General features: G+C 70.9%; 15 protein-coding genes. 4 read left to right on the top strand and 11 right to left on the bottom strand.

Annotated elements, in window-relative coordinates; all coding sequences use genetic code 11:
- Positions 1-816, bottom strand: a complete 816-nt coding sequence (locus AC07C1_RS22850) for a maleylpyruvate isomerase family mycothiol-dependent enzyme (RefSeq protein ID WP_478941611.1) — start codon at positions 814-816, stop codon at positions 1-3.
- 94 nt (positions 817-910) lie between these two features.
- Positions 911-3,358, bottom strand: coding sequence for a SpoIIE family protein phosphatase (locus AC07C1_RS22845; protein WP_478941609.1), 2,448 nt, complete (start codon positions 3,356-3,358; stop codon positions 911-913).
- Positions 3,359-3,639: 281 nt separating this feature from the next.
- Here AC07C1_RS22845 and AC07C1_RS22840 point away from each other — a divergent pair, with 281 nt between their 5' ends.
- The gene (locus AC07C1_RS22840) at positions 3,640-5,706 is read left to right on the top strand and encodes a SpoIIE family protein phosphatase (protein ID WP_478941608.1); all 2,067 of its coding nucleotides are present in this window, start codon (positions 3,640-3,642) and stop codon (positions 5,704-5,706) included.
- A gap of 398 nt (positions 5,707-6,104) precedes the next feature.
- On the opposite strand, the gene AC07C1_RS22835 is transcribed toward AC07C1_RS22840, so the two are convergent.
- From AC07C1_RS22835 to AC07C1_RS22820, 4 genes are read right to left on the bottom strand one after another with little or no spacing between them, the layout of a single operon-like run.
- Entirely contained in the window at positions 6,105-7,778 is a 1,674-nt protein-coding gene (locus AC07C1_RS22835) for a glycoside hydrolase family 13 protein (protein WP_478941606.1), read from the bottom strand.
- Positions 7,779-7,819: 41 nt separating this feature from the next.
- Complete coding sequence (locus tag AC07C1_RS22830) at positions 7,820-8,653, bottom strand: carbohydrate ABC transporter permease (RefSeq protein ID WP_478941604.1); 834 nt, start codon at positions 8,651-8,653, stop codon at positions 7,820-7,822.
- Complete coding sequence (locus AC07C1_RS22825) at positions 8,650-9,693, bottom strand: carbohydrate ABC transporter permease (RefSeq protein WP_478941603.1); 1,044 nt, start codon at positions 9,691-9,693, stop codon at positions 8,650-8,652. Before AC07C1_RS22825 ends, AC07C1_RS22830 begins: the two co-directional genes overlap by 4 nt.
- 10 nt (positions 9,694-9,703) lie before the next feature.
- Complete coding sequence (locus tag AC07C1_RS22820) at positions 9,704-11,002, bottom strand: ABC transporter substrate-binding protein (RefSeq protein WP_478941602.1); 1,299 nt, start codon at positions 11,000-11,002, stop codon at positions 9,704-9,706.
- Between the two features lie 330 nt (positions 11,003-11,332).
- On the opposite strand from AC07C1_RS22820, the gene AC07C1_RS22815 reads away from it, so the two are divergent.
- Positions 11,333-12,394 (top strand): LacI family DNA-binding transcriptional regulator, encoded by a 1,062-nt coding sequence (locus AC07C1_RS22815; RefSeq protein ID WP_478941600.1) that lies wholly within the window; start codon positions 11,333-11,335, stop codon positions 12,392-12,394.
- 180 nt (positions 12,395-12,574) lie between these two features.
- Complete coding sequence (locus AC07C1_RS22810) at positions 12,575-13,489, top strand: NAD-dependent epimerase/dehydratase family protein (protein WP_478941598.1); 915 nt, start codon at positions 12,575-12,577, stop codon at positions 13,487-13,489.
- Between the two features lie 77 nt (positions 13,490-13,566).
- On the opposite strand, the gene AC07C1_RS22805 is transcribed toward AC07C1_RS22810, so the two are convergent.
- The gene (locus AC07C1_RS22805; protein ID WP_478941596.1) at positions 13,567-14,454 is read right to left on the bottom strand and encodes an SDR family NAD(P)-dependent oxidoreductase; all 888 of its coding nucleotides are present in this window, start codon (positions 14,452-14,454) and stop codon (positions 13,567-13,569) included.
- Between the two features lie 42 nt (positions 14,455-14,496).
- Between AC07C1_RS22805 and AC07C1_RS22800 the strand changes: the two genes are divergently transcribed.
- Positions 14,497-15,009: a MarR family winged helix-turn-helix transcriptional regulator gene (locus AC07C1_RS22800; protein WP_478941594.1), complete on the top strand. Its 513-nt coding sequence runs from the start codon at positions 14,497-14,499 to the stop codon at positions 15,007-15,009.
- A 99-nt stretch (positions 15,010-15,108) separates the two neighbouring features.
- On the opposite strand, the gene AC07C1_RS22795 is transcribed toward AC07C1_RS22800, so the two are convergent.
- The 4 genes from AC07C1_RS22795 to AC07C1_RS22780 form a co-directional block, all read right to left on the bottom strand.
- The gene (locus tag AC07C1_RS22795; RefSeq protein WP_478941592.1) at positions 15,109-15,255 is read right to left on the bottom strand and encodes a hypothetical protein; all 147 of its coding nucleotides are present in this window, start codon (positions 15,253-15,255) and stop codon (positions 15,109-15,111) included.
- Between the two features lie 183 nt (positions 15,256-15,438).
- Positions 15,439-17,274, bottom strand: a complete 1,836-nt coding sequence (locus AC07C1_RS22790; RefSeq protein WP_478941590.1) for a GMC family oxidoreductase — start codon at positions 17,272-17,274, stop codon at positions 15,439-15,441.
- Positions 17,271-18,707, bottom strand: coding sequence for a hypothetical protein (locus AC07C1_RS22785; RefSeq protein WP_478941588.1), 1,437 nt, complete (start codon positions 18,705-18,707; stop codon positions 17,271-17,273). The genes AC07C1_RS22790 and AC07C1_RS22785 overlap by 4 nt, the downstream gene beginning before the upstream one ends.
- Positions 18,704-19,390: a FadR/GntR family transcriptional regulator gene (locus AC07C1_RS22780; protein ID WP_478941587.1), complete on the bottom strand. Its 687-nt coding sequence runs from the start codon at positions 19,388-19,390 to the stop codon at positions 18,704-18,706. The genes AC07C1_RS22785 and AC07C1_RS22780 overlap by 4 nt, the downstream gene beginning before the upstream one ends.
- Positions 19,391-19,437: the final 47 nt, after the last annotated feature.

The raw sequence follows: 19,437 nt of genomic DNA, 5'->3' as shown, positions 1-19,437 counted from the left end.
TCAGAAGGCCGTCCGGGCGAACCATCTGTCGAGGACCGCGACCTCTCCCGAGACGTCGAAGGCGGGCTCGCGGTAGGACCGCCGGCCGTAGAGCAGCTGCAGGAGACCTGCCGCCTGTCCTCGCACCGCCACCGTGGGGCGCTCGGATTCCGCGTGCTCGCTGCCTGCCGGTGGAAGCAGCCGGAAGCCGTCCTGCTCCAGCCGTACCCGCCACTCCTCGCCGGTCGCGCCACCGGAGTCCGTGCACTGGAACGCGATGATCTCCCCGTCGCCGCGCAGCTTGTTCACGTCCGGAGCGAAAAGACCCGCGTAGGGCAGGTTGACGAGGAACTCGTCCACGCCGTCCGCCGCCAGGGCGGGGTCGATGTCCGATTCCCGGCCGACGGCCCGCTCGGCGTCCACCCGGTGGACCAGCGTCTCGAAGAGCATCCGGCGGGCCCAGAACCGCGCGTGCTGGTCCTCGCCCCATGCCCACATCGCCGCCCGCGGATCCGTGGCCCCCAGTACCGCCGCCACATCGGAGACTCCGGCCGCCACCCAGTCGGCATGGTCCCGCGGGTCGTCCGGCAGCCCCAGATCCAGGTCACGGTTGCGCGGAGGCTCCTGCACCAGTCGGGTCAGCAGCGTGCAGAACCAGCGCTGCAGCGCTCCCACGTGCCGGGTGAGATCGGCCAGCGTCCAGTCCGGGCAGGCGGGCACGGCACGCGCGGGGTCGGCGCCCTTGACCGCCTCGGCGAAACGCAGGGTCTCGCGGGCGATGGCCTCACGGTAGGTGTCGTACGGCAGAGGATGCCCCGCCCTGCTTGTCGCTGCCATCAGCTGCCGCCGTTCCGTGCTCGGTGGATGTTCGCCTGCTCAGTGTGGATGCTGGAGTCCACTCGAAGGCAAGTCCGCACTCTCGTCCCCGGGCTCAGGCGATCTCCTGTTCGGCCCAGATGATCTTTCCGTCGCCCGTGTACCGGGCGCCCCAGCGGTGGGCGAGCTGGGCGACCAGGAAGAGGCCGCGACCGCCTTCGTCCGTGCTCCGGGCGTGCCTGAGCCGGGGAGCCGTGCTGCTGGCGTCGGCGACCTCGCAGGTCAGGCGGGCGTCGCGGAGGAGCCGAAGGCGGATGGGGGGTGTGGCGTAGCGGATCGCGTTGGTGACGAGTTCGCTCACGATGAGTTCCGTCGTCATGACCAGCTCCCCGAGACCCCAGTCCTCGACCTGGCGAGTGGCCCGGGTGCGCATGTCACCGACAGCGGCCGGGTCGACGGGCACCTCCCAGGAGGCGACGCGGTCGGACCCCAGGACGCAGGTACGGGTCAGGAGCAGGGCGATGTCGTCGGGCTGCGGCGCGGGCACGAGTCGCCGCACGGCGGACGTGCACAGCGTGCCGAGGTCCTCGTCGGTGCGGGCGAGGACCTCCCGGAGCCGGGACATGCCCTGTTCCATGTCGTGCTCGCCTCCCTCGACGAGTCCGTCGGTGTAGAGGCCGAACAGGCTGCTCTCGGCCAGCTCGATCTCGGTGGCCTCGAACGCCATTCCGCCCAGCCCGAGCGGGGGCCCGGCGGGAATCTCCGGGAAGTAGGCGTGTCCGTCGGGTGCCACGACGACGGGTGGTGGGTGCCCGGCCCGGGCCATCGCGCACCGGCCGGTGACCGGGTCGTAGACGGCGTAGAGACAGGTCGCGCCGATGAAGGTGGCCGCCCCGGCGGCGGTCTCCTCGTCGGTGAGCCGGAGCACGAGGTCGTCGAGGTGGGCGAGCAGCTCGTCGGGAGGCATCTCCATGTCGGCCAGGGTCTGGACGGCGGTGCGCAGCCGTCCCATGCTCGCCGCCGCGGTGATGCCGTGTCCCACCACGTCCCCGACGACGAGGCCCACCCGGGCGCCCGACAGGGGGATCACGTCGAACCAGTCGCCGCCGACACCGCCCGACGGGTCCGCCGGCAGATAGGAGGAGGCCACCTCCAGTGCGGTGCCGCCCGTCAGGGCAGGCGGCAGCAGGCTGCGCTGCAAGGTGACCGCTGCCGTGTGCTCCCTGCTGTAACGGCGGGCGTTGTCGACACACACCGCCGCTCGGGCCACCAGTTCCCGGGCCAGCAGGACGTCGTCGGGTCCGAAGGAGACCGGGTTGAGCGACCGGGCGAACGTGGTGAGGCCGAGCGCGGTGTTCCGGGCCCGCATCGGTGCGGCGATGAGGGAGTGCAGGCCGAACTCGCGGATGCGTTCCGCCCGCACGGGTTCCCGGGCGACCCACAGTTCGTCGGACGGATCGAGCACCGGGATGAGCAGCGGATCGCCGTCGATGAGCAGGTTCACGTCGTGGGGCGGCGGGACGAAGTCGACCCTGTCCCCGATTCCGGCCACGGCCTCGGGGCAGCCCTCGCGTACCGAGCGCATCCCCGCGCGCCGCATCACGGGCCCGGCGGGTGCGGGCCCCGCGTCGGTGAGCCACGCTCCGTGCCCCTCGGGACTGAGCACGGGTTCCAGCAGGTCGACGATGACGAAGTCCGCGAAACGGGGGACGGCGAAGTCGGCGAGTTCCTGAGCCGTCCGCATCACGTCGAGCGTCCTGCCGATGCTGGTGCCTGCCTCATTGACCAGCGACAGCAGCTGGCGGGCGTTCCAGCGCTCGGTGACGTCCAGGACCATGTAGCAGACGCCGGTGGTGGCGCCGTCCGCGTCCACGAGAGGGAAGAACGAGGTCGAGTAGGCGTGCTGGCGGTGCGGGTCGGCCCAGCTCCACCCCACGTACTCGTAGTCCGTCACCGGCACTCCCGTCGCGAGCACCTTGCGCATCAACCCCTCGAGGGTCTCCCCCTGCAGTCCGGGCAGCAGCTCGCTCAGCCGCCGTCCGAGCCGCTGCTCACGGGGCACCCCGCCGAACCGCTCCAGGGTGTCGTTCAGCCAGACGTAACGCAGCTGAGGGTCCATGACGGCCATGCCGACCGGCGAGCGGGTCAGGAACCCGTCGAGGACGGACTGGCCCATCGCCCACTGTGGCTTCTGTTCGCGTGCCGACACCAGGAAGCACTGGTCGGCACCGATACGGAAGGACGCCGAGACCCGCAGATGGACGTCGAGAGGGTGGCCGTCACGGTGCCGTACGGTGATCAGCCCGCTCCAGCCGTTCCCGGCACGGCACCGCTCCGCGATGCCCGCGACCCGTACCGGATCCTCGGGCATGGCCAGCAGACCAACGACCGAGCCGCCGACGACCTCCGGCGCCGGATAGCCGAACAGTGCTTCGGCGCTGCGGGTCCAGCCGATCACGACGCCGTTTTCCGAAATCACCGCGGCCGCGTCGGTGGACGCGTCGAAGAGACCACCCGGTCCCGCGGACGTGAATGCGGCGATACCGTTGCTCGCAGATTCCATCAGCTCCACCCATATACCACTATGGGCCTGATAGGCCTTACATTCCTGATGTACATGTTCCCGGTGTGCGCGGGGCCGGCAGCCGATGCAGAGGCGGCGCCGTCGGCCCCGCGTGCGGCAGGGGCCGCCGCGGCTCGCAGCGCGGGGGCCGGCGCTCTGCGGTTGGGTACGCGGAGCACCGGAGGGAGCATGGAAGAGACCGGTCCTCAGCACGCAGACGCGCGGCCGGGGCGACGTCGACCGCCAGGTCGGCCGAACCGGCCGGTGGAGGTGCATCCGGGATGGCAGTGGACTCCTTCGAGACCGGCCATGACGGGCAGCGGCCCGAGCTGCCCCGGCCGACCGGCCTGCTGGACGTGCTCAGCGTGGCCGCGGTGGCCCTGGACACCCGTGGGCGTGTGGTCTTCTGGACCCCGCAGGCAGAGGAACTCTTCGGCTACACCGCACAGGAGGCCCTCGGCAAGCACGCGGCACGCCTGCTCATCCACCCCGAGCATCTGCAGGCCGTGACGAGTCTGTTCGAGGAGGTGCTGGAGACCGGCCGGGGCTGGGCCGGCGCGTTTCCCGTGCGGCACAAGGACGGCAGCAGCCGCCTGACGGAGTTCCGCACCATGCGGCTGCTGGACGACCTCGGAGACGTCTACGCCCTGGGCATCGCGGCCGACCACACGCTTCTCCAGCGCGTCGAGACCGACCTGGCCCTGTGCGAGCGGCTCATCAACCAGTCCCCCATCGGTCTGGCCCTCATGGACCCCGACCTGCGGTATCTGCTGGTCAACCCGGCACTGGAGCGCATCGACGGCATCCCCGCCGAGGACCACATCGGCCGCCACCTCCGGGAGACCTTGCCCTTCCCGGACGTCGACACCGTCGAGTCCGCCCTGCGTCAGGTGCTCACCACCGGTACGCCCCTGCTGGACCAGTACCATGTGGGCCGCCCCCCGGCCGATCCCGACCACGAGCACGCCTGGTCGCTGTCGTTCTACCGCCTGGAGGATCCCGGTGGCCGGACCCTGGGCGCGGCCGCCTCGGTCGTCGACGTCACCGAACGGCACCGCGCGGCAGGCGAGGCCGACCGGGCGCGGCGGCGCCTGGCGCTCATCGCCGATGCCTCCACGCGGGTCGGCACCACGCTGGACGTACAGCAGACCGCCGACGAGCTGGCCGAGATCGCCGCCCCGGCGCTGGCCGACGTGGTGGCCGTGGACGTCCTCGACTCCGCGCTGGCCTGCCGTCGCATGCGCCGGCCGGACAACGGCCCGGAGATCTTCCGGGCCCTCGCCCTGAAAGCCGCCCACCCCACCGTGGCACTGGACGCCGCCGACCCGCCCGGTGACCTCGCGGCCTATGAGGGTGACCGCCTGGTCACCTTGTGCGTCCACACCGCTCGGCCGGTCCTCGTCCGCCATGTCGGGGCGCGCGATCTGCCGCGCATCGCCCGGGACGCCGAGGCCGGCAGCCTGCTGGCCCGCGCCGGCGTCCACTCGTATCTCGCGGTGCCGTTGATCGCCCATGGTGAGGTGATCGGCGCCCTCGATCTCAAGCGCACCCACAACCCGGCCCCGTTCGACGAGGACGACGTCATCCTGGCCGGGGAACTGGCCGGCCGTGCTGCCGTGGCCATCGACAACGCACGCTGGTTCCAGAGTGTCCGCAACACCGCGCTCACCCTCCAGCGCAGCCTGCTGCCCGACCACTCGCGGCACCACACGGGCCTGGAGGTCGCCTCCCGATACCAGCCCGCGCAGGCCACCAGCGAGGTCGGCGGGGACTGGTACGACGTCATCCCGCTGGCCGACGACAAGACCGCCCTCGTGGTGGGCGACGTCATGGGCAACGGTATCGACGCCGCCGCCACCATGGGCCGGCTGCGCACCGCCACGTGTGCCTATGCCGAACTCGACCTCGCGCCCGGCGAGGTGCTCCAGCACCTGGACAAGGTCACCTGCGATCTGGAGCACTACATCGTCACCTGCCTGTACGCGGTGTACGACCCCCGTACCGGACGGTGCACCATCGCCAACGCCGGACACATGCCGCCCGCCCTCGCACGCCCCGGTGACACCCCCAGGCTCCTCGAACTGCCCCCGGCGGCCCCGCTGGGCGTCGGCGGCATCCGGTTCGAGGCCACCACGCTGGAACTGCGCCCCGGTGATCTGCTGGTCCTCTACACCGATGGCCTCGTCGAGACCCGCCAGCACCCCATAGACGACCGCCTGAACGTCCTGCTGAGCTTCCTCGACGAGCCCCACCGGCCGCTCGAGGAGACCTGCGACATGCTGCTGCACGGGCTGCGCCATCACGACGACCAGGACGACGTGGCCCTGCTCATCGCGCGGGCGCTGTAGGTGGTGGCGTGCACCGCGGTCGGCACACCGGGAAGTGATCCCACGAGCAGCGACCGCGCCACGTCCTGAAAGTGCCGCCGCGATCTCTTGACGGTCCCTGGCAACTCTCATACGTTGCGACCGCACGCCGGAATTGAAACGTTTCAACCAGCTCTTCACTGTCCGCGTCCGCCGCCCGGCCGAGCCGTCCCGCTTCGCCCGACCCGAGTGAAGGAGTACTCCGTTGGCACGTCAGCCCTCCCCCCGGCTCACCCAGCCCGCACGACCGACCGCCGCTCAGCCGCCGCCACTTCCCCGGCGCGGGATCGGCGTTGGCCGCGGGCGCCCTCGCCGCGGGAACCGCCGGCGCGCTCGCCGGCCGTGCCTGCCCGCGCGGGCAGGTGCCCGGGACCGGCCGCCTACACCGCGAGCCAGGCCGCGTGGTCGGGCGGCAGCAGGCCGCCCTCGACTCGGCCGCTCGACAGCAGGACCGAGGTGTGGGCGGGCAGCCGGTACGCCTCGGCCGAGAGGTTGACCACGCAGACGAAGCCGGGGTCACGGCCGAAGGCCAGGACTCCCTCGGGCGCGTCCAGCCAGGTCAGGGTGCCGTCGCCGAGCGCGGGGTGCTCGCGGCGCAGGCGCAGGGCGCCGCGGTACAGCTCCAGCATCGACGTCTCGTCCCCGGTCTGCGCCGCCACGCTCAGCTCACCCCACCCGGCGGGCTGCGGCAGCCAGGGCGCGCCGGTGGCGTCGTCGGGGCTGAAGCCGTACGGTGCGGCCTTCCCGGACCACGGAATGGGCACACGGCACCCGTCGCGGCCCCGGTCGGTGTGTCCGGACCGCTCCCAGACGGGGTCCTGGAGCACGTCCTCGGGCAGGTCCTCGACCTCCGGCAGCCCCAGCTCCTCACCCTGGTAGACATAGGCCCCGCCGGGCAGGGCGAGCATGAGCAGGGCCGCCGCGCGGGCGCGCAGGGTGCCCAGTTCCAGGTCCAGGGGGCCTTCGGGACGGTACGGCTCGTTCGCGGTCCATCGCTTGACCGCCTTGCGGCCGTAGCGGCTCGGGTGGCGCATGACGTCGTGGTTGGACAGCACCCAGGTGGCCGGCGCGCCCACGGCGCCGAGCATGGCGAGCGAGTCGTCGATGACCGCGCGCAGCTCCTTCGCACCCCAACTGGACATCAGGAAGTCGAAGTTGAACGCGGTGTGCAGGCCGTCCTCCCGGACGTACGCGGCGAGCCGTTCGGGCGTGTCGGCCCAGGCCTCGGCGACGAACGACCGGTCACCGGGGAACTCGTCGGCCACCCTGCGCCAGGCGCGGTAGATGTCGTGGACCTCGTCCCGGTCCCAGTGCGGGTGATCGACGTGCTGCCGGGGCCGCTCGTCCGCGGCGTCCCGGGAGGCGAGGGGACCCAGCACCGCCGGCTCCTGGCGGGGCGGCAGGTCGGGCAGTTCGGGGTGCTTGACGAGTCCGTGGGCGACGTCGATGCGGAACCCGTCGACACCCCGGCTGAACCAGAAGCGCAGGATGGATTCGAACTCGGCGCGCACATCGGGGTGTTCCCAGTTGAGGTCGGGCTGCTGCGGGGCGAACAGGTGCAGGTACCACTCGCCGTCGGGCAGCCGGGTCCAGGCCGGCCCGCCGAAGCAGGAGACCCAGTCGTTGGGCGGTTCGGTGCCGTCGCTTCCGCGGCCGGGCCGGAAGACGTACCGCTCGCGTTCCGGGCTGCCGGGTCCGGCGGCCAGGGCCGCCTGGAACCAGGCGTGCTGGTCGGAGGTGTGGTTGGGCACGATGTCGGGAATGACGCGGATCCCGTGCCGGTGCGCTTCCTCGATGAGTCGCTCGGCCTCGGCGACGGTGCCGAACAGCGGGTCGATCGCGCGGTAGTCCGCCACGTCGTAACCGTGGTCCGCCATCGGCGACTTGTACCACGGGTTGATCCAGATGGCGTCGACACCGAGCGACTTGAGGTACGGCAGGCGGGAACGGATGCCGGCGATGTCACCGACTCCGTCACCGTTCGCGTCGGCGAAACTGCGGATGTAGACCTGGTAGATGACGGCGCTGCGCCACCACGGTGCGGTGCGGGACATGGTGTGGATGAGTCCTTCGCGAGTCTCGGACAGTGCGGTGTCTACTTGGCTGCGCCGGCGGTGAGTCCGGCGACGATACGGCGCTGGAAGAGCAGCACCATGACCACCAGAGGGACGGTGACCAGGACGCCCGCCGCCATCTGGCTGCCGAACGGGGTCTCGAACTGGGTGGCGCCGGAGAACTTGGAGATGGCGACCGGTGCCGTCTGCATGGCGGACTTGTTCGTCATCGACAGGGCGATGAGGAACTCGTTCCAGGCGGCGATGAAGGTGATGATCGCGGTGGTGAAGATGCCCGGCGCGGCCAGCGGGATGATGATCCTGCGGAACGCCTGACCGCGGGTGCAGCCGTCGATCATGGCGGCGTGCTCCAACTCGTCCGGCATCTGCCGGAAGAACGTGGTGAGGTTCCACACGGCCAGCGGCAGCGCGAACGACATGCTCGGCACGATCATGGCCTGGTAGGTGTTGATCCAGCCGATGTCCGTGAACAGCTTCAGCAGCGGAACCACGATCGACACCACCGGGAACATCGAGGTGGCGATGATCAGTGTCAGGATCAGCCGCTTGAAGCGGAAGCTGAGCCGGGCCATCGCGTAGGCGGTGAAGGTGGCCAGCACCAGCGCCACCACGGTGGTGACGCCCGCCACGATCAGGCTGTTGAGCAGCGCCCGCGTGAACCCCTGGGACGGGTCGAACACCGCTCGGTAGTTCTCGAACGACACCCGGGTGGGAAACAGCGAGGTGTCGAAGATGTCGGAGGTGCGCCGGAGGCTGGAGACCAGCATCCAGTAGAAGGGGGCCAGGCAGTAGGCCACTACCGCCGCGACACCCACGTACAGCAGACGGTCGCGCCATTTCGTCGACAGGGTCATGCCGTCACCTCCGTGCGGCGCGGGGTCGCGAAGCGCCGGCGCCTGATCGCCTTCCGGGCACCGCCGTCCCCGACGAGGTCCGCGCCCAGCAGCCGGACGAAGGCGAGCGCGATGAGGAGGACGTAGAGGAAGAGGATCACCGCGTAGGCGGAGGCCGGACCGAAGCGGACGTTGGACGCCTCGTTCTGCGCGAGCATGGACAGGGTCTCCACCGAGGTCTTCTGCGCGCCGACGAGGATGTAGGGGAGGTCGAACATCCGCAGCGCGTCCAGGCACCGGAACAGCACCGCCACCAGCAGCGCGGGTCTCACCAGCGGCAGGGTGATGTGCCAGAAGCGGTGCAGCGCGCCGGCTCCGTCGATGCGGGCGGCCTCGTAGACCTCCTTGGGGATCACCTGCAGGCCGGCCAGGACCAGCAGCCCGATGAAGGGGGCGGTCTTCCACACCTCGGCGACGACGACCGCGACCTTGGCGTGGAAGCCTTCGGTGGTCCACAGGATCTGGTGGCCGAGCATGGCGTTGGCGATGCCGTTGCTGTTGAAGATCCACCGCCACAGCAGACCGGAGATGGCTGTGGGCACCGCCCAGGGGACGAGGATGCCGGCCCGCACCAGGGCCCTGCCCCGGAACGCCTTGTGCATGATCAGTGCCATCGCCACACCGATCACCGTCTCCAGTCCCACCGTGACGACGGTGAAGACGGTGGTGTTCCAGAAGGCGTTCCAGAACCGGTCCCCGGCGGCGCCGAAGACGTCGGTGTAGTTGCGCAGCCCGACGAACGGCTCGGTGGTGCGGATGAATCCGGTCTTCGGGTCCACGCCCTTGGTCCCGTACAGCGACTGGCGCACCGCCATGAGCGTCGGGTAGAGCACCACGATCGTCAGCACCAGGAGCGTCGGCGAGACCAGCAGGGCCGCCATCCGGCCCGAACCGGTGGTCGCCCGGGTCCGGCGGCGCGCGATCACGGGTGCGGACCGCTGCCGGGAAGCACTGCCGCGTTGACGCACTGCGGTGTCGGGCGGGATCGTCGTGTCGGCCATGACCCGCTCCTCACTGCGCCGTGGAGTTCTGCAGGGCGCTCTGCAGGTCCTCGAGTGCCTGCGCGCTGCTCTTGCCGCCGGTCAGCGCGGCGTACGCCTCTCGCTGGATCGCCGAGGTCACGTCGCCGTACTGGACGACCCGCGGACGCGGCACGGCGCGCAGGATGGACTGCTTGAGGACCGGCAGGTACGGATACCGCTTCACCAGTGACGCCTCGTCGTACAACTGCGCGTACGGCGGGGCGAGGGAGCCGTCCTTCAGGAATGTGCTCGCGCTGTCCTCGCTGCTGAAGAACCGCATGAAGTCCAGCGCCGTGGCCTTGTTCTTGGCGTAGGTCGACAGGGCGAGGTTGTGACCGCCCAGGCTGGAGGAGCCGGGTCCGTTCAGGCCGGGCAGCGGCGCCACCGCGAACTTCCCCGCCAGCCCGCTCTTCCCGGCCAGCGCGTACACGTACGGCCAGTTGCGCAGGAATATGAGCTTGCCCGACTGGAACGCCTGACGGCTGTCCTCCTCCTGGTAGGTGACGGCCTCCTTGGGGATCGTCCCGTTCTTGACGGAACCGGCGAGGAAGTCCAGGCCCTTCTTGGCCTCCGGGGTGTCGACGTGCGGCTTGCCGTTCGCGTCGGTGACGACACCGCCCGCGGAGTTCACGGCCTCGGCGAAGTTGACCGTGAGGCCCTCGTACTTCTGGAACTGACCGGCGTAACAGGACATGCCCTTGGCCTCGGGCTCCTTCTTCACCTTGGCGCAGTCGGCCGTCATCTCCGCCCAGGTGGCCGGGGGTTCGGTGATGCCCGCCTTCTTCAGCAGATCGGTGCGGTAGTACAGCAGTCCGCCGTCCGAACTGGCAGGGGCCGCGTACAAGCCGCCCCGGTACTTCGCCGTCTCCACCACGGGCTTGAGCATGTTCCGCAGCGGGAACCGCTTCTCGGGCAGGCGGTCGATCCACTGATGGGCGGCGAACTCCGAGGTCCACACGACGTCGAGGGAGAGCACCGTGTAGGCGTCGGACTTCGTCTCCGCGTTCTGGATCATCTGCTGCCGCTGCGAGTCCGCGTCCGTCGGCAGCTGGACGAAGGTGACCTTCTCCTTCGGGTGGAGCTTGTTCCAGCGGTCGATGACCTTCTGCACGACACCGGAGGTGTCCTTTCCGGCCACGTAGGTGATGGGGCCACGGCCCTCGAACGACGTGCTCCCGGCCTGCTCCGCGGAGCCGTTGCCCCCGGACGAGCCGCAGGCGGTGACGAGGAGCCCGGCGGCGACGAGCGTCGCCGAGCACTGAAGGGCTCTGGTGGTCCTGGTCTTCACTGTCTCTCTCCTGGTCGTGCGGAACCGAAGGCGCGGCTGATCGCCTGTGCTGAGACTGAGCTGTCACGACGTTCTGCTGGGATGAGGCCCAGGTCAAAGCCCGGAATGAAGGACTCACGGCGACGGCTTCCGCCCCGTCGAGACAACGCTTGCACGCTAGGAGTGCAGCTAGGCGAAGTCAATCCGTAACTTGTCGGTAGCTCGAACAGATATGGAAGGACGGTACGGCTGGTTTCCGGCCAAACAGGTCGAATTGGGTACATGAGTGGTCCGTGACAGCGCTGTCACAAGAGAGGGTACGGAAGATCGGGTCCGTGCTAACTTCCCCTCATGTCACCCGCTCAACGGCACCCCACGATGGCCGACGTCGCCGAACGGGCCGGCGTCTCCCCGTCCACCGTCTCCCGCACCCTGCGCGGCCTGCCGACCGTGTCGCCGGACGTCCGCGCCCGGGTCGAACAGGCCGCCCACGAGCTGAACTTCGCGGTCTCACGCCAGGCCGCGAGCCTCGTCACGGGAAAGACCGGGGTCGTGGCGGTGCTCGTACCGACGCTCAACTCGTGGTTCATGGGATCGGCGCTGTCCAGCCTCGGTCCCCTGCTGCGCGCGGCCGGCAGGGAACTGAACGTCTACGTCATCCCCGACATGGCCGAACGCACCTCGTTCTTCGAACGTCTCCCGGCCCGCCGGAACGCCGACGCGCTGCTTGTCTTCGGCTTCGACCTCACCGACGAGGAGACGGCTCGGCTGGACGACCTCGGCATGCCGGTCATCTACGTCAGTCAGCACGCCGAGAGCCGGCCGAGCGTGTATGTCGACGACGTGGCCGGTGCCGTGAAGGCCACCCGGCATCTGCTCAACCTCGGGCACCGCCGGATCGCGTTCGCGCCGACCGCGGGGGCCAGCGGCTTCAGTTTCAGCTCGCGCGAACGACTGCTGGGCTACCAGCAGGCACTCACTGAGGCGGGCCTCCCGGTCGACGACGAGCTGGTGGTCACGATGGCGGCCGACGACAAGCGCGGCCTCGCCGCGGGAATCGGGCAGTTGCTGAGTCTGCGGGAGCCGCCCACCGCTCTCTTCGCCGAGCAGGACGAGCTGGCCGTGGCCGTCATCCACACCCTGCGCCGGGCCCGGATCGAGGTGCCGGAGCGGATGTCCGTCATCGGCTTCGACGACCACCAGGTGGCCGAGTGGTTCGATCTGTCCACGGTGGCCCAGTCACCGTCGGACATGGGCCGGCTGGCAGGAGAACTGGCTCTGCGGCTCATCGACGACTCCGAGGCGGAGGACACGAGGCACATCGTCCTGCCCACCCAGCTGATCCCGCGGGGCACCACCGCCCCGCGGGCAGCACCCCAGGAGGACGACGAGACCCCGCGCCCACCCGCGTGAGTGCCTTCACCCTGCCTCGAGCCGCCCACGGCGCTCGCGCGGAGCACCGGGGGGATCCAGCCAGGTGCCCGATCATGCCGACGCCCTTCCCACCTGCGTCTTCCCTCCCATGTCACAGGGGGCCGGGCCGTCTCGTCCCAGGTCTCGGAGACAGACTTCGGGATCAGGAAGGTGATGGTCATGCGGGTGTTCGTGGCAGGCGGGAGCGGGGTCCTGGGGCGGCGGCTGGTGGCGCAGCTGGTGGCGCGGGGCCATCAGGTGACGGCCACGACGACGAGTCCGGCCAAGCTGGACCTGCTGACGCAGCTGGGCGCCGAAGGGGTCGTGATGGACGGGCTGGACGCGGTGTCGGTCGGCGAGGCGGTGGCCGGGGCCCGGCCGGACGCGATCGTGAACCAGATGACGGGCCTTTCCGAGGCACACGCCGGCAAGCCCAACCCGAGGAAGGCCGACCGCTTCTTCGCCGCCACCAACCGGCTCCGCAGCGAGGGGGTCGACCATCTGCTGGCCGCCGCCGAGGCGACCGGCGTCTCCCACGTCGTGACGCAGAGCCACGCCAGCTTCAATGGAATCCGCGAGGGTGGATGGGTCAAGACCGAGGAGGACCCGCTGGAGGTGGTGGAGGGGACGAAGGCGATCAGCCATCTCGAGGAGGCGGTCGTCATGGCTGGTGGCGCGGCTCTGCGCTACGGCGCGTTCTACGGGGCCGGTGCCACCGACGATCAGATCGGGCTGGTGCGCAAGCGGTTCTTCCCACTCGTCGGGGGCGGCACCGGCTACTCCTCGTGGGTGCATGTCGACGACGCGGCGAGCGCCACGGTCCTGGCCGTGGAGCAGAAGGCCCGGGGAGTGTTCAACATCGTCGACGACGAACCGGCACCGGTCAGTGAGTGGCTTCCCTACCTCGCGGAGTGCGCCGGGGCCAAACCGCCGCGGCGGGTCCCGGTGTGGCTGGCCCGGCTGCTGGCCGGCGAGATGGTGGCGGGCATGATGACCGAGGGCCGTGGCTTCTCCAACGCCAAGGCCAGGCGGGAGCTGGGCTGGGAACCGCGGTTCCCGTCCTGGCGCCAGGGCTTCCGGGAGGAACTGTCCTGACCCGCCGCGGCCGCCGCCGCTCGCCATGATCCAGGGCGTCGGGCGGTCCCGCCCCGGAGCAAGCGGTTCCGGGGCGGTCAGCCGACCCAGGCAGCGGTGAGTCCCTGGACCGCGGAGCCGTCGACATCGGCCAGCTTGGTGCCGACGAAGGTACGGGCCCAGTCGGAGGTCTGGATCCGGAACCCGGGCCGGTCGGCGTCGAGAGCCTCCATGACCGCCTCCGCCGCCGCGGCCGGGGTCTGCGCACTACCGTCCAGGAACTGTTCCACGGTGCGGTCGATGTAGTGGCGCAGCGCGCCGGAGTACGGGCCGGCGGCGATGTCGGCTTCGATGTCGAAGCCGAGGTTGTTCACGAACTCCGTGGCCACGGCGCCGGGTTCCACCACGGACACGCTCACGCCGAGCGTCCGGGCGACGGGGGCCAGGCTCTCCATGTAACCCTCGACGGCGAACTTGGCCGCGCAGTACGCCTCGTTGAACGGCTGGCCGATGACGCCGCCGACGCTGGTGACGGTGATCAAACGGCCGCCGGTGGCGCGCAGGTGCGGGAGGGCGGCCTTGGAGACGTTCAGTACGCCGAAGAAGTTGACCTCCATCACCTTCCGCACGTCCGCGACGGTGTCGTTCTCCAGGGTGCCCAGATGACCGGCGCCGGCGTTGTTGACGACGGCGTCCAGACGGCCGTAGTCGGCTGTCACGCCGTCGACGGCGGTGGCGACGGACGCCTCGTCGGTCACGTCGAGCTGACGGATGTCGAGTTCGACGCCCGCTTCGGCGGCGGCCTTGCGCAGCGCGTCGGCGCGGGTGGTGTCACGGAGGGTGGCGACCGTGCGCCAGCCGCTCTTGGCGGCGGCGATGGCGGCGGCGAGGCCGATACCGGAGGAGGTTCCGGTGATGAGGACGGTGCGAGGGGTGGCAGACATGACAGAGCCTTTCGAGCATTTATGTGCGTGCACACACAACATAGCTTTATGTGTGTGCGCACGCAACCCGCCTATACTCGAACCATGCCGAAGAAGCTGACCCAGGCCGAGATGCCCGCCACCGATTACGCCTTCTACGGGCTGGTGTGGGCCGGCACCGTGATGACGGAGCGCGTCGACCGGGCCCTCACCAAGGCGCACGACCTCCCTGTCTCCTGGTTCGAGGTCATGCTGTGGCTGGCCTCCAGCCCCGAGCCGGTTCCCGCCTCCGTCCTGGGCAACAGCACCATGCTCAGCCGCAGCCAGGTCTCACGTGTCGTGGACGCCCTCCGGGCACGGGGCCTGGTGACCCGGACCCCGTCCACCCGCGACGCGCGGTCGGTCGAGGTCTCGCTCACCGCCGAGGGCCGCCACGTCTTCGAGCAGGCCGACGCCACACGCCGCGAGGCGCTGGCGCCGGTCTTCACCGACCTCCTCGACGAGCAGGACATCGAGGCCCTCGGCACGGTGTGGCGCAAGCTCAAGGCCGAGAAGGAACGACTGGCACACGAACCGGCGGCCACGTCCCACCCGGCCACGCCCGAAAGCCATGGGTGACGTGGGTGTTCACCCGCGCCGGCGAAGCCCACGATCGATCTCCTCGGCTCCCCCGGTCCCGTGACCTGCCGCCTGTTCGGTACGGCGGGACCCGGGCGGTCACCGGCGGGCGCGCCACCGCGCGACGAGCTGCTGAGCCTGAGCACGGCGGCGTGGGTCGGACGCGGTACGGCGCACCTGATCGATCGTGCGCCGTCCCTGAGGGCTCCTGGCGAACTGCTTGATCCGCTCCAGTACTCCGGACACGGCACTCCTTCCCGTCGGGGCTGTCCCCGGCTCGATACCGGGGCTCCGTCCAGTTCCGGCTACCCGGTGGCCGGGGGTCCAGACCGGCAACGAGAGAGGCCGTCCGGACCCTACGCGGCCTCGTCGCCGCCCACGCACCCTGGCTGCGCATCCGGTACGCCTTCTGAATTCCGGGGTCCGCTCTCATGCCCGAAGGTGTGTCCTGGTGATCGTCAGGGCCGCCGCCATGATGGTCAGTTGTGGGTTCACCTCGGGGCAGCCGGGGAGTACCGAGGCGTCGGTGATCAGTACTCCGCGGACTCCGCGCAGACGTCCCAGCGGGTCGGCCGGGAAGCGCTGGGGGTCTGCGCCCGCGGCGACCGTCCCGGTGGGGTGGTAGGCCGACAGGTGGAGCTGGCGTGCGCTGGTGCGCGCGAGGACGGTGTCCAGTTCCGTGAGGCTGCGGACACGGGGCGCGCGGGGGACGCCGGTAAGTACTTCCTCGGCGCCGGCGGCGAACAGGAGCCTGCCCATGGCACGGACCGCCCGCATCAGACGGTCTGCGTCCCGGGGATGCAACTGGTAATACGGCAGCGTACGGTCGCGGCCCAGGACACGGCCGGAGGGCCGGTCGGCGATCATCGCGCCGAGTGTGGCGAGCCGGTCGGCGTTCTCCAGTTCGTGGCGCAGTTCGGCGCCCGCCCCGGGGAGGATGAACGAGCCCATGCCCGGCGGGGTGGCGGTGGCCTCGATGAGGATCCCCGCATCCTGGTGGTGCTCGACACCGACGCTCTGCAGCACGCCCTCCCAGGCCGTGACCGGTTCGGCGAAGCGACCGGCGACGCTCGTGGCCGGGTGGACGCTGAGGTTGCGGCCGAGACGCGGGTGGCCGCCGAGGCCGGAGCGGCGCAGGAGGGCCGGCGACTGCAGCGCACCCGCGGCGACGACGATCAGGGGCGAGAGGATTTCGAACGCACCGCCCTCCTCCCGTCGTACCCGTACCCCGGCGGCGCGTGGCCCTCCGGGGCGGTCCGGATCGACGAGGATGCGCTCGACCCGGGCTTCGGTGACGATGCGGGCGCCGGCGGAGCAGGCGTCGGGCAGTACGGACAGCTGCACACTCTGTTTGGCACCCGTCGGACAGCCCACGACGCACTGGCAGGAGCCCGCACAGCCGGGCGCGTTTCGGCGCAGGGGCGCGGCCTGCCAGCCGAGTTCGCGGGCGCCGGCGAGCGCGATCCGGCCGTTGGTACCGAGGACGTCGAGGGGTTGGGTGGCCACCCGCAGGATGCGTTCGACCTCGTCCAGGTGACGGTCGAGGCCGTCGGCGAGCGTGAGACCGAACTGCTTGCTCCAGCGTGCGATGACGTGGTCCGGAGTCCGGTAGCAGGTACCGGAGTTGACGACCGTGGTACCGCCGACGGCTCGGCCCACCGGCAGGAGCAGTGGCGGGTTGCCGACCGCGACGGTCGCCCCGCCGTCCCGGTAGAGCTGGGTGAACCGGTCGAGGGGCGGGCGCCGGCCGAATGACTCGGTGGAGTGGTGCTGTCCTTCTTCGAGGACGACGACGTCGAGCCCGGCACGGGCCAGGGTCTTGGCGGCCAGCGCTCCGCCCGCCCCCGAGCCGATGACCACGGCGTCGGCGGTGGAGCGAGCGGGCCAGGCGCGGGCCGGCGTCAGGTCGAGCGGCGGATCCTGGCGCGCCAGGCCGCGTGGTACGCGGCCGTGGTGCAGCATGCGTTCTGTTCCGGCCGACAGCAGGACCGGGACCTTGAGCAGGTCCAGGAGCGGGGCGAGTGCGGGGCGTGCGGCCAGTTCGGCGACCAGGGACTGCCGTTCGCGTGTGTCGAGAGCTGCCAGGGTGCGTCCGGTACGGGCCATGGCGTAGGCGTCCGCTCCGTGCGCCACCGCCCGGATGCCCGCCCGGGCGGCGAGCGGCATCGTGGACAGCACCTTCTCGAGTCGGGCGGGCACGCGGCGGGGCCAGTCGGTGGTGCCGTCGTCGGCGATGAGTGCGGCTACGAGACCGGTGAGGCTCATCGTGTGCCCACCTCCGCGTGGGCCGTGCCGTCGAGCGTCCACTCTGCCTCCGTGCGCCAGCCGCCCAACCACCAGCGCTCCAGCAGGACGTGCACGTCAGCGCGTTCGCTGTTGCGGCACGTCGCGTGGCCGCCGTCGGGGTCGGTGTAGTCGAGGGTGAGGGTGCGGTCGGCGGGCTGGGTGACCTCGACCCGGATCCGGCGCAGGCCGCTGCGGCCGGTGACCGTCCATGTGGGCAGGGCGATGTCCGCGTGGAAGCGTCCCGCTCCGGCCCAGCCGACGGCCGGGCGCTCGGGGCGGCGGGGCCAGCTGCGGCCGCGCCGGCGCAGCCGGAGGAAGACCACGGGGGGCAGGCTGCGCAGACCCGGGCGGGTGGAGACGGCGGCGACGATCTCCAGGACGTCTCCGCCGCCGAGGTCGGCGTGCAGCCAGGACCAACGGCGCGCGTTGCCGTGCCCGTAGATCCGGGCCGACGCCCCTGGGGCCGCGGTGAACGACAAGGTCCTGCCGTCATGGGTGAAGGTGCCGTCGTAGACGGCCCGCGCGGCGGGGAGCATCTGGGCGGCCGGCAGCAGGGGACGGCGCCACGCCCAGCGGGGGAAGGTGAACAGCGGCTCGTCGACGGGTCGTTCGGCGATGTCCCAGTGCAAGGCACCGCCCGCCGCCGTTCCGGACAGGCGTCCGGGGCGGACCGTGACCCCGTCGGCGCTGAAGCCCGGCTGCCGGGGAGTCCACGGGGCGGGGCCGAAGCGGGCGTGCCGCACCGGGCCGTCGTGCGGGAACACCGCGGCCCAGCCGTGTGCGAACGGCTCGGATCCGTCGGCCGGTGAGGTCAGTTCGTGGTGCAGCCACAGTCCGCTGCCGGTGTCCGGGTCGGTGACGGTGGTGTACCAGACTTCGGTACGGCCCGGCTCGCCACGCCAGCGGGGCGTGAGGTACGCGGCGGGGTCCTCCCGTCGTGGGAAACGGAAACCGGCGAGGAACGGCAGGAGTTGCGTGCCGAGCGGGAAGCGAAGGGTGCCGGTTCCGATCCGTGCGCCGTCCTCGCAGAGGGTGTACGGCAGTACGGTCATCGAGGCAACGGGCCCGCGCGGGGTGATGGACTTCCAGCCGTCGAGGGTGAGTCGGCGGCCGTCGGCGGTGAACGTGACGCGGTAGCGGACACGGCGTCGGGCGAGCGGTGAGATCTCCAACTCGCCCTCGGCGTCGGGGTCGTCGGCCCAGCCGGTGATCCGTAACCGGCCGGTGGCCCGGGCTTCGGTCGTGCCGAGCAGCCGCAGGACGCGGTCGGCCGAGACCGTCAGATCGAGGCGGACCCGGCGGGTGCGGTCCTCGTCGTCCAGCCGCAGAGTGCCATACATCGTCTCGCTGAAGACGGTGCCGCGTCCCGAACCGCTGCTCGGAGCCGGGCGCGTGGTCGTCACGGCGTTCATGCGAGGCCCTCCAGCATGATCCGTTCGGTCACGGTCAGATACCGCTCGGCCGCCCGCCGGGCTCCGGGCTCGTCACCGGCCTCCACCGCGTCGACCACCGGCGCCAGGCGTTCTCGGGCCGCCTGAGCGTCCGTGAACGGTCCCCTGAGTGCGGCGCGCACGGGCAGGTAGGCGTTGAAGAGGGTGTTGGTCAGCAGGACGTAGACACGGTTGCCGGTGGCGCGGGCCAGGGCCCGGTGAACCTCGATGTCCGCGAGTTGTACGGCATCGGCGTCCGCCGCGTCGCCCACGGCTGTCAGCAGCGAGCGCAGCTCGGCGCGTTGCCGGTCGGTCGCTCGGGCCGCCGCGCGTTCGGCGATCAAGGCTCCGATGGCGCGCCGTACTTCGAAGACCTCACCGATCCAGTCGGGGCTGTGCCGTACGAGCATGGGCAGCAGGTCGGCGCCGCCCAGCCGCAGGTAGTCCCGGACGCGGGTGCCGACGCCGTGCCGGGTCTCCAGCAGTCCGGCCTGCATGAGACGCCCGAATGCGTGCTTGAGGGTGGTGCGGGTGACGCCGTAGCCGTCGGCGAGCGTGCGTTCGGGGGGCAGGTAACTGCCCGCCGGGCGGCGCCCGGTGAGGATGTCCTCACGCAGACGGGTCTCCAGGACATCGACGATGGTTTCGCGGGGCAGTGCCTCCACGCCGTACCTCCCAGTGGCTCAGTGGATGAGCCACTCAACCAATGTGC

This window comes from Streptomyces sp. NPDC045022, assembly GCF_056432605.1.
This window is presented reverse-complemented; position numbering and strand designations above follow the sequence as displayed.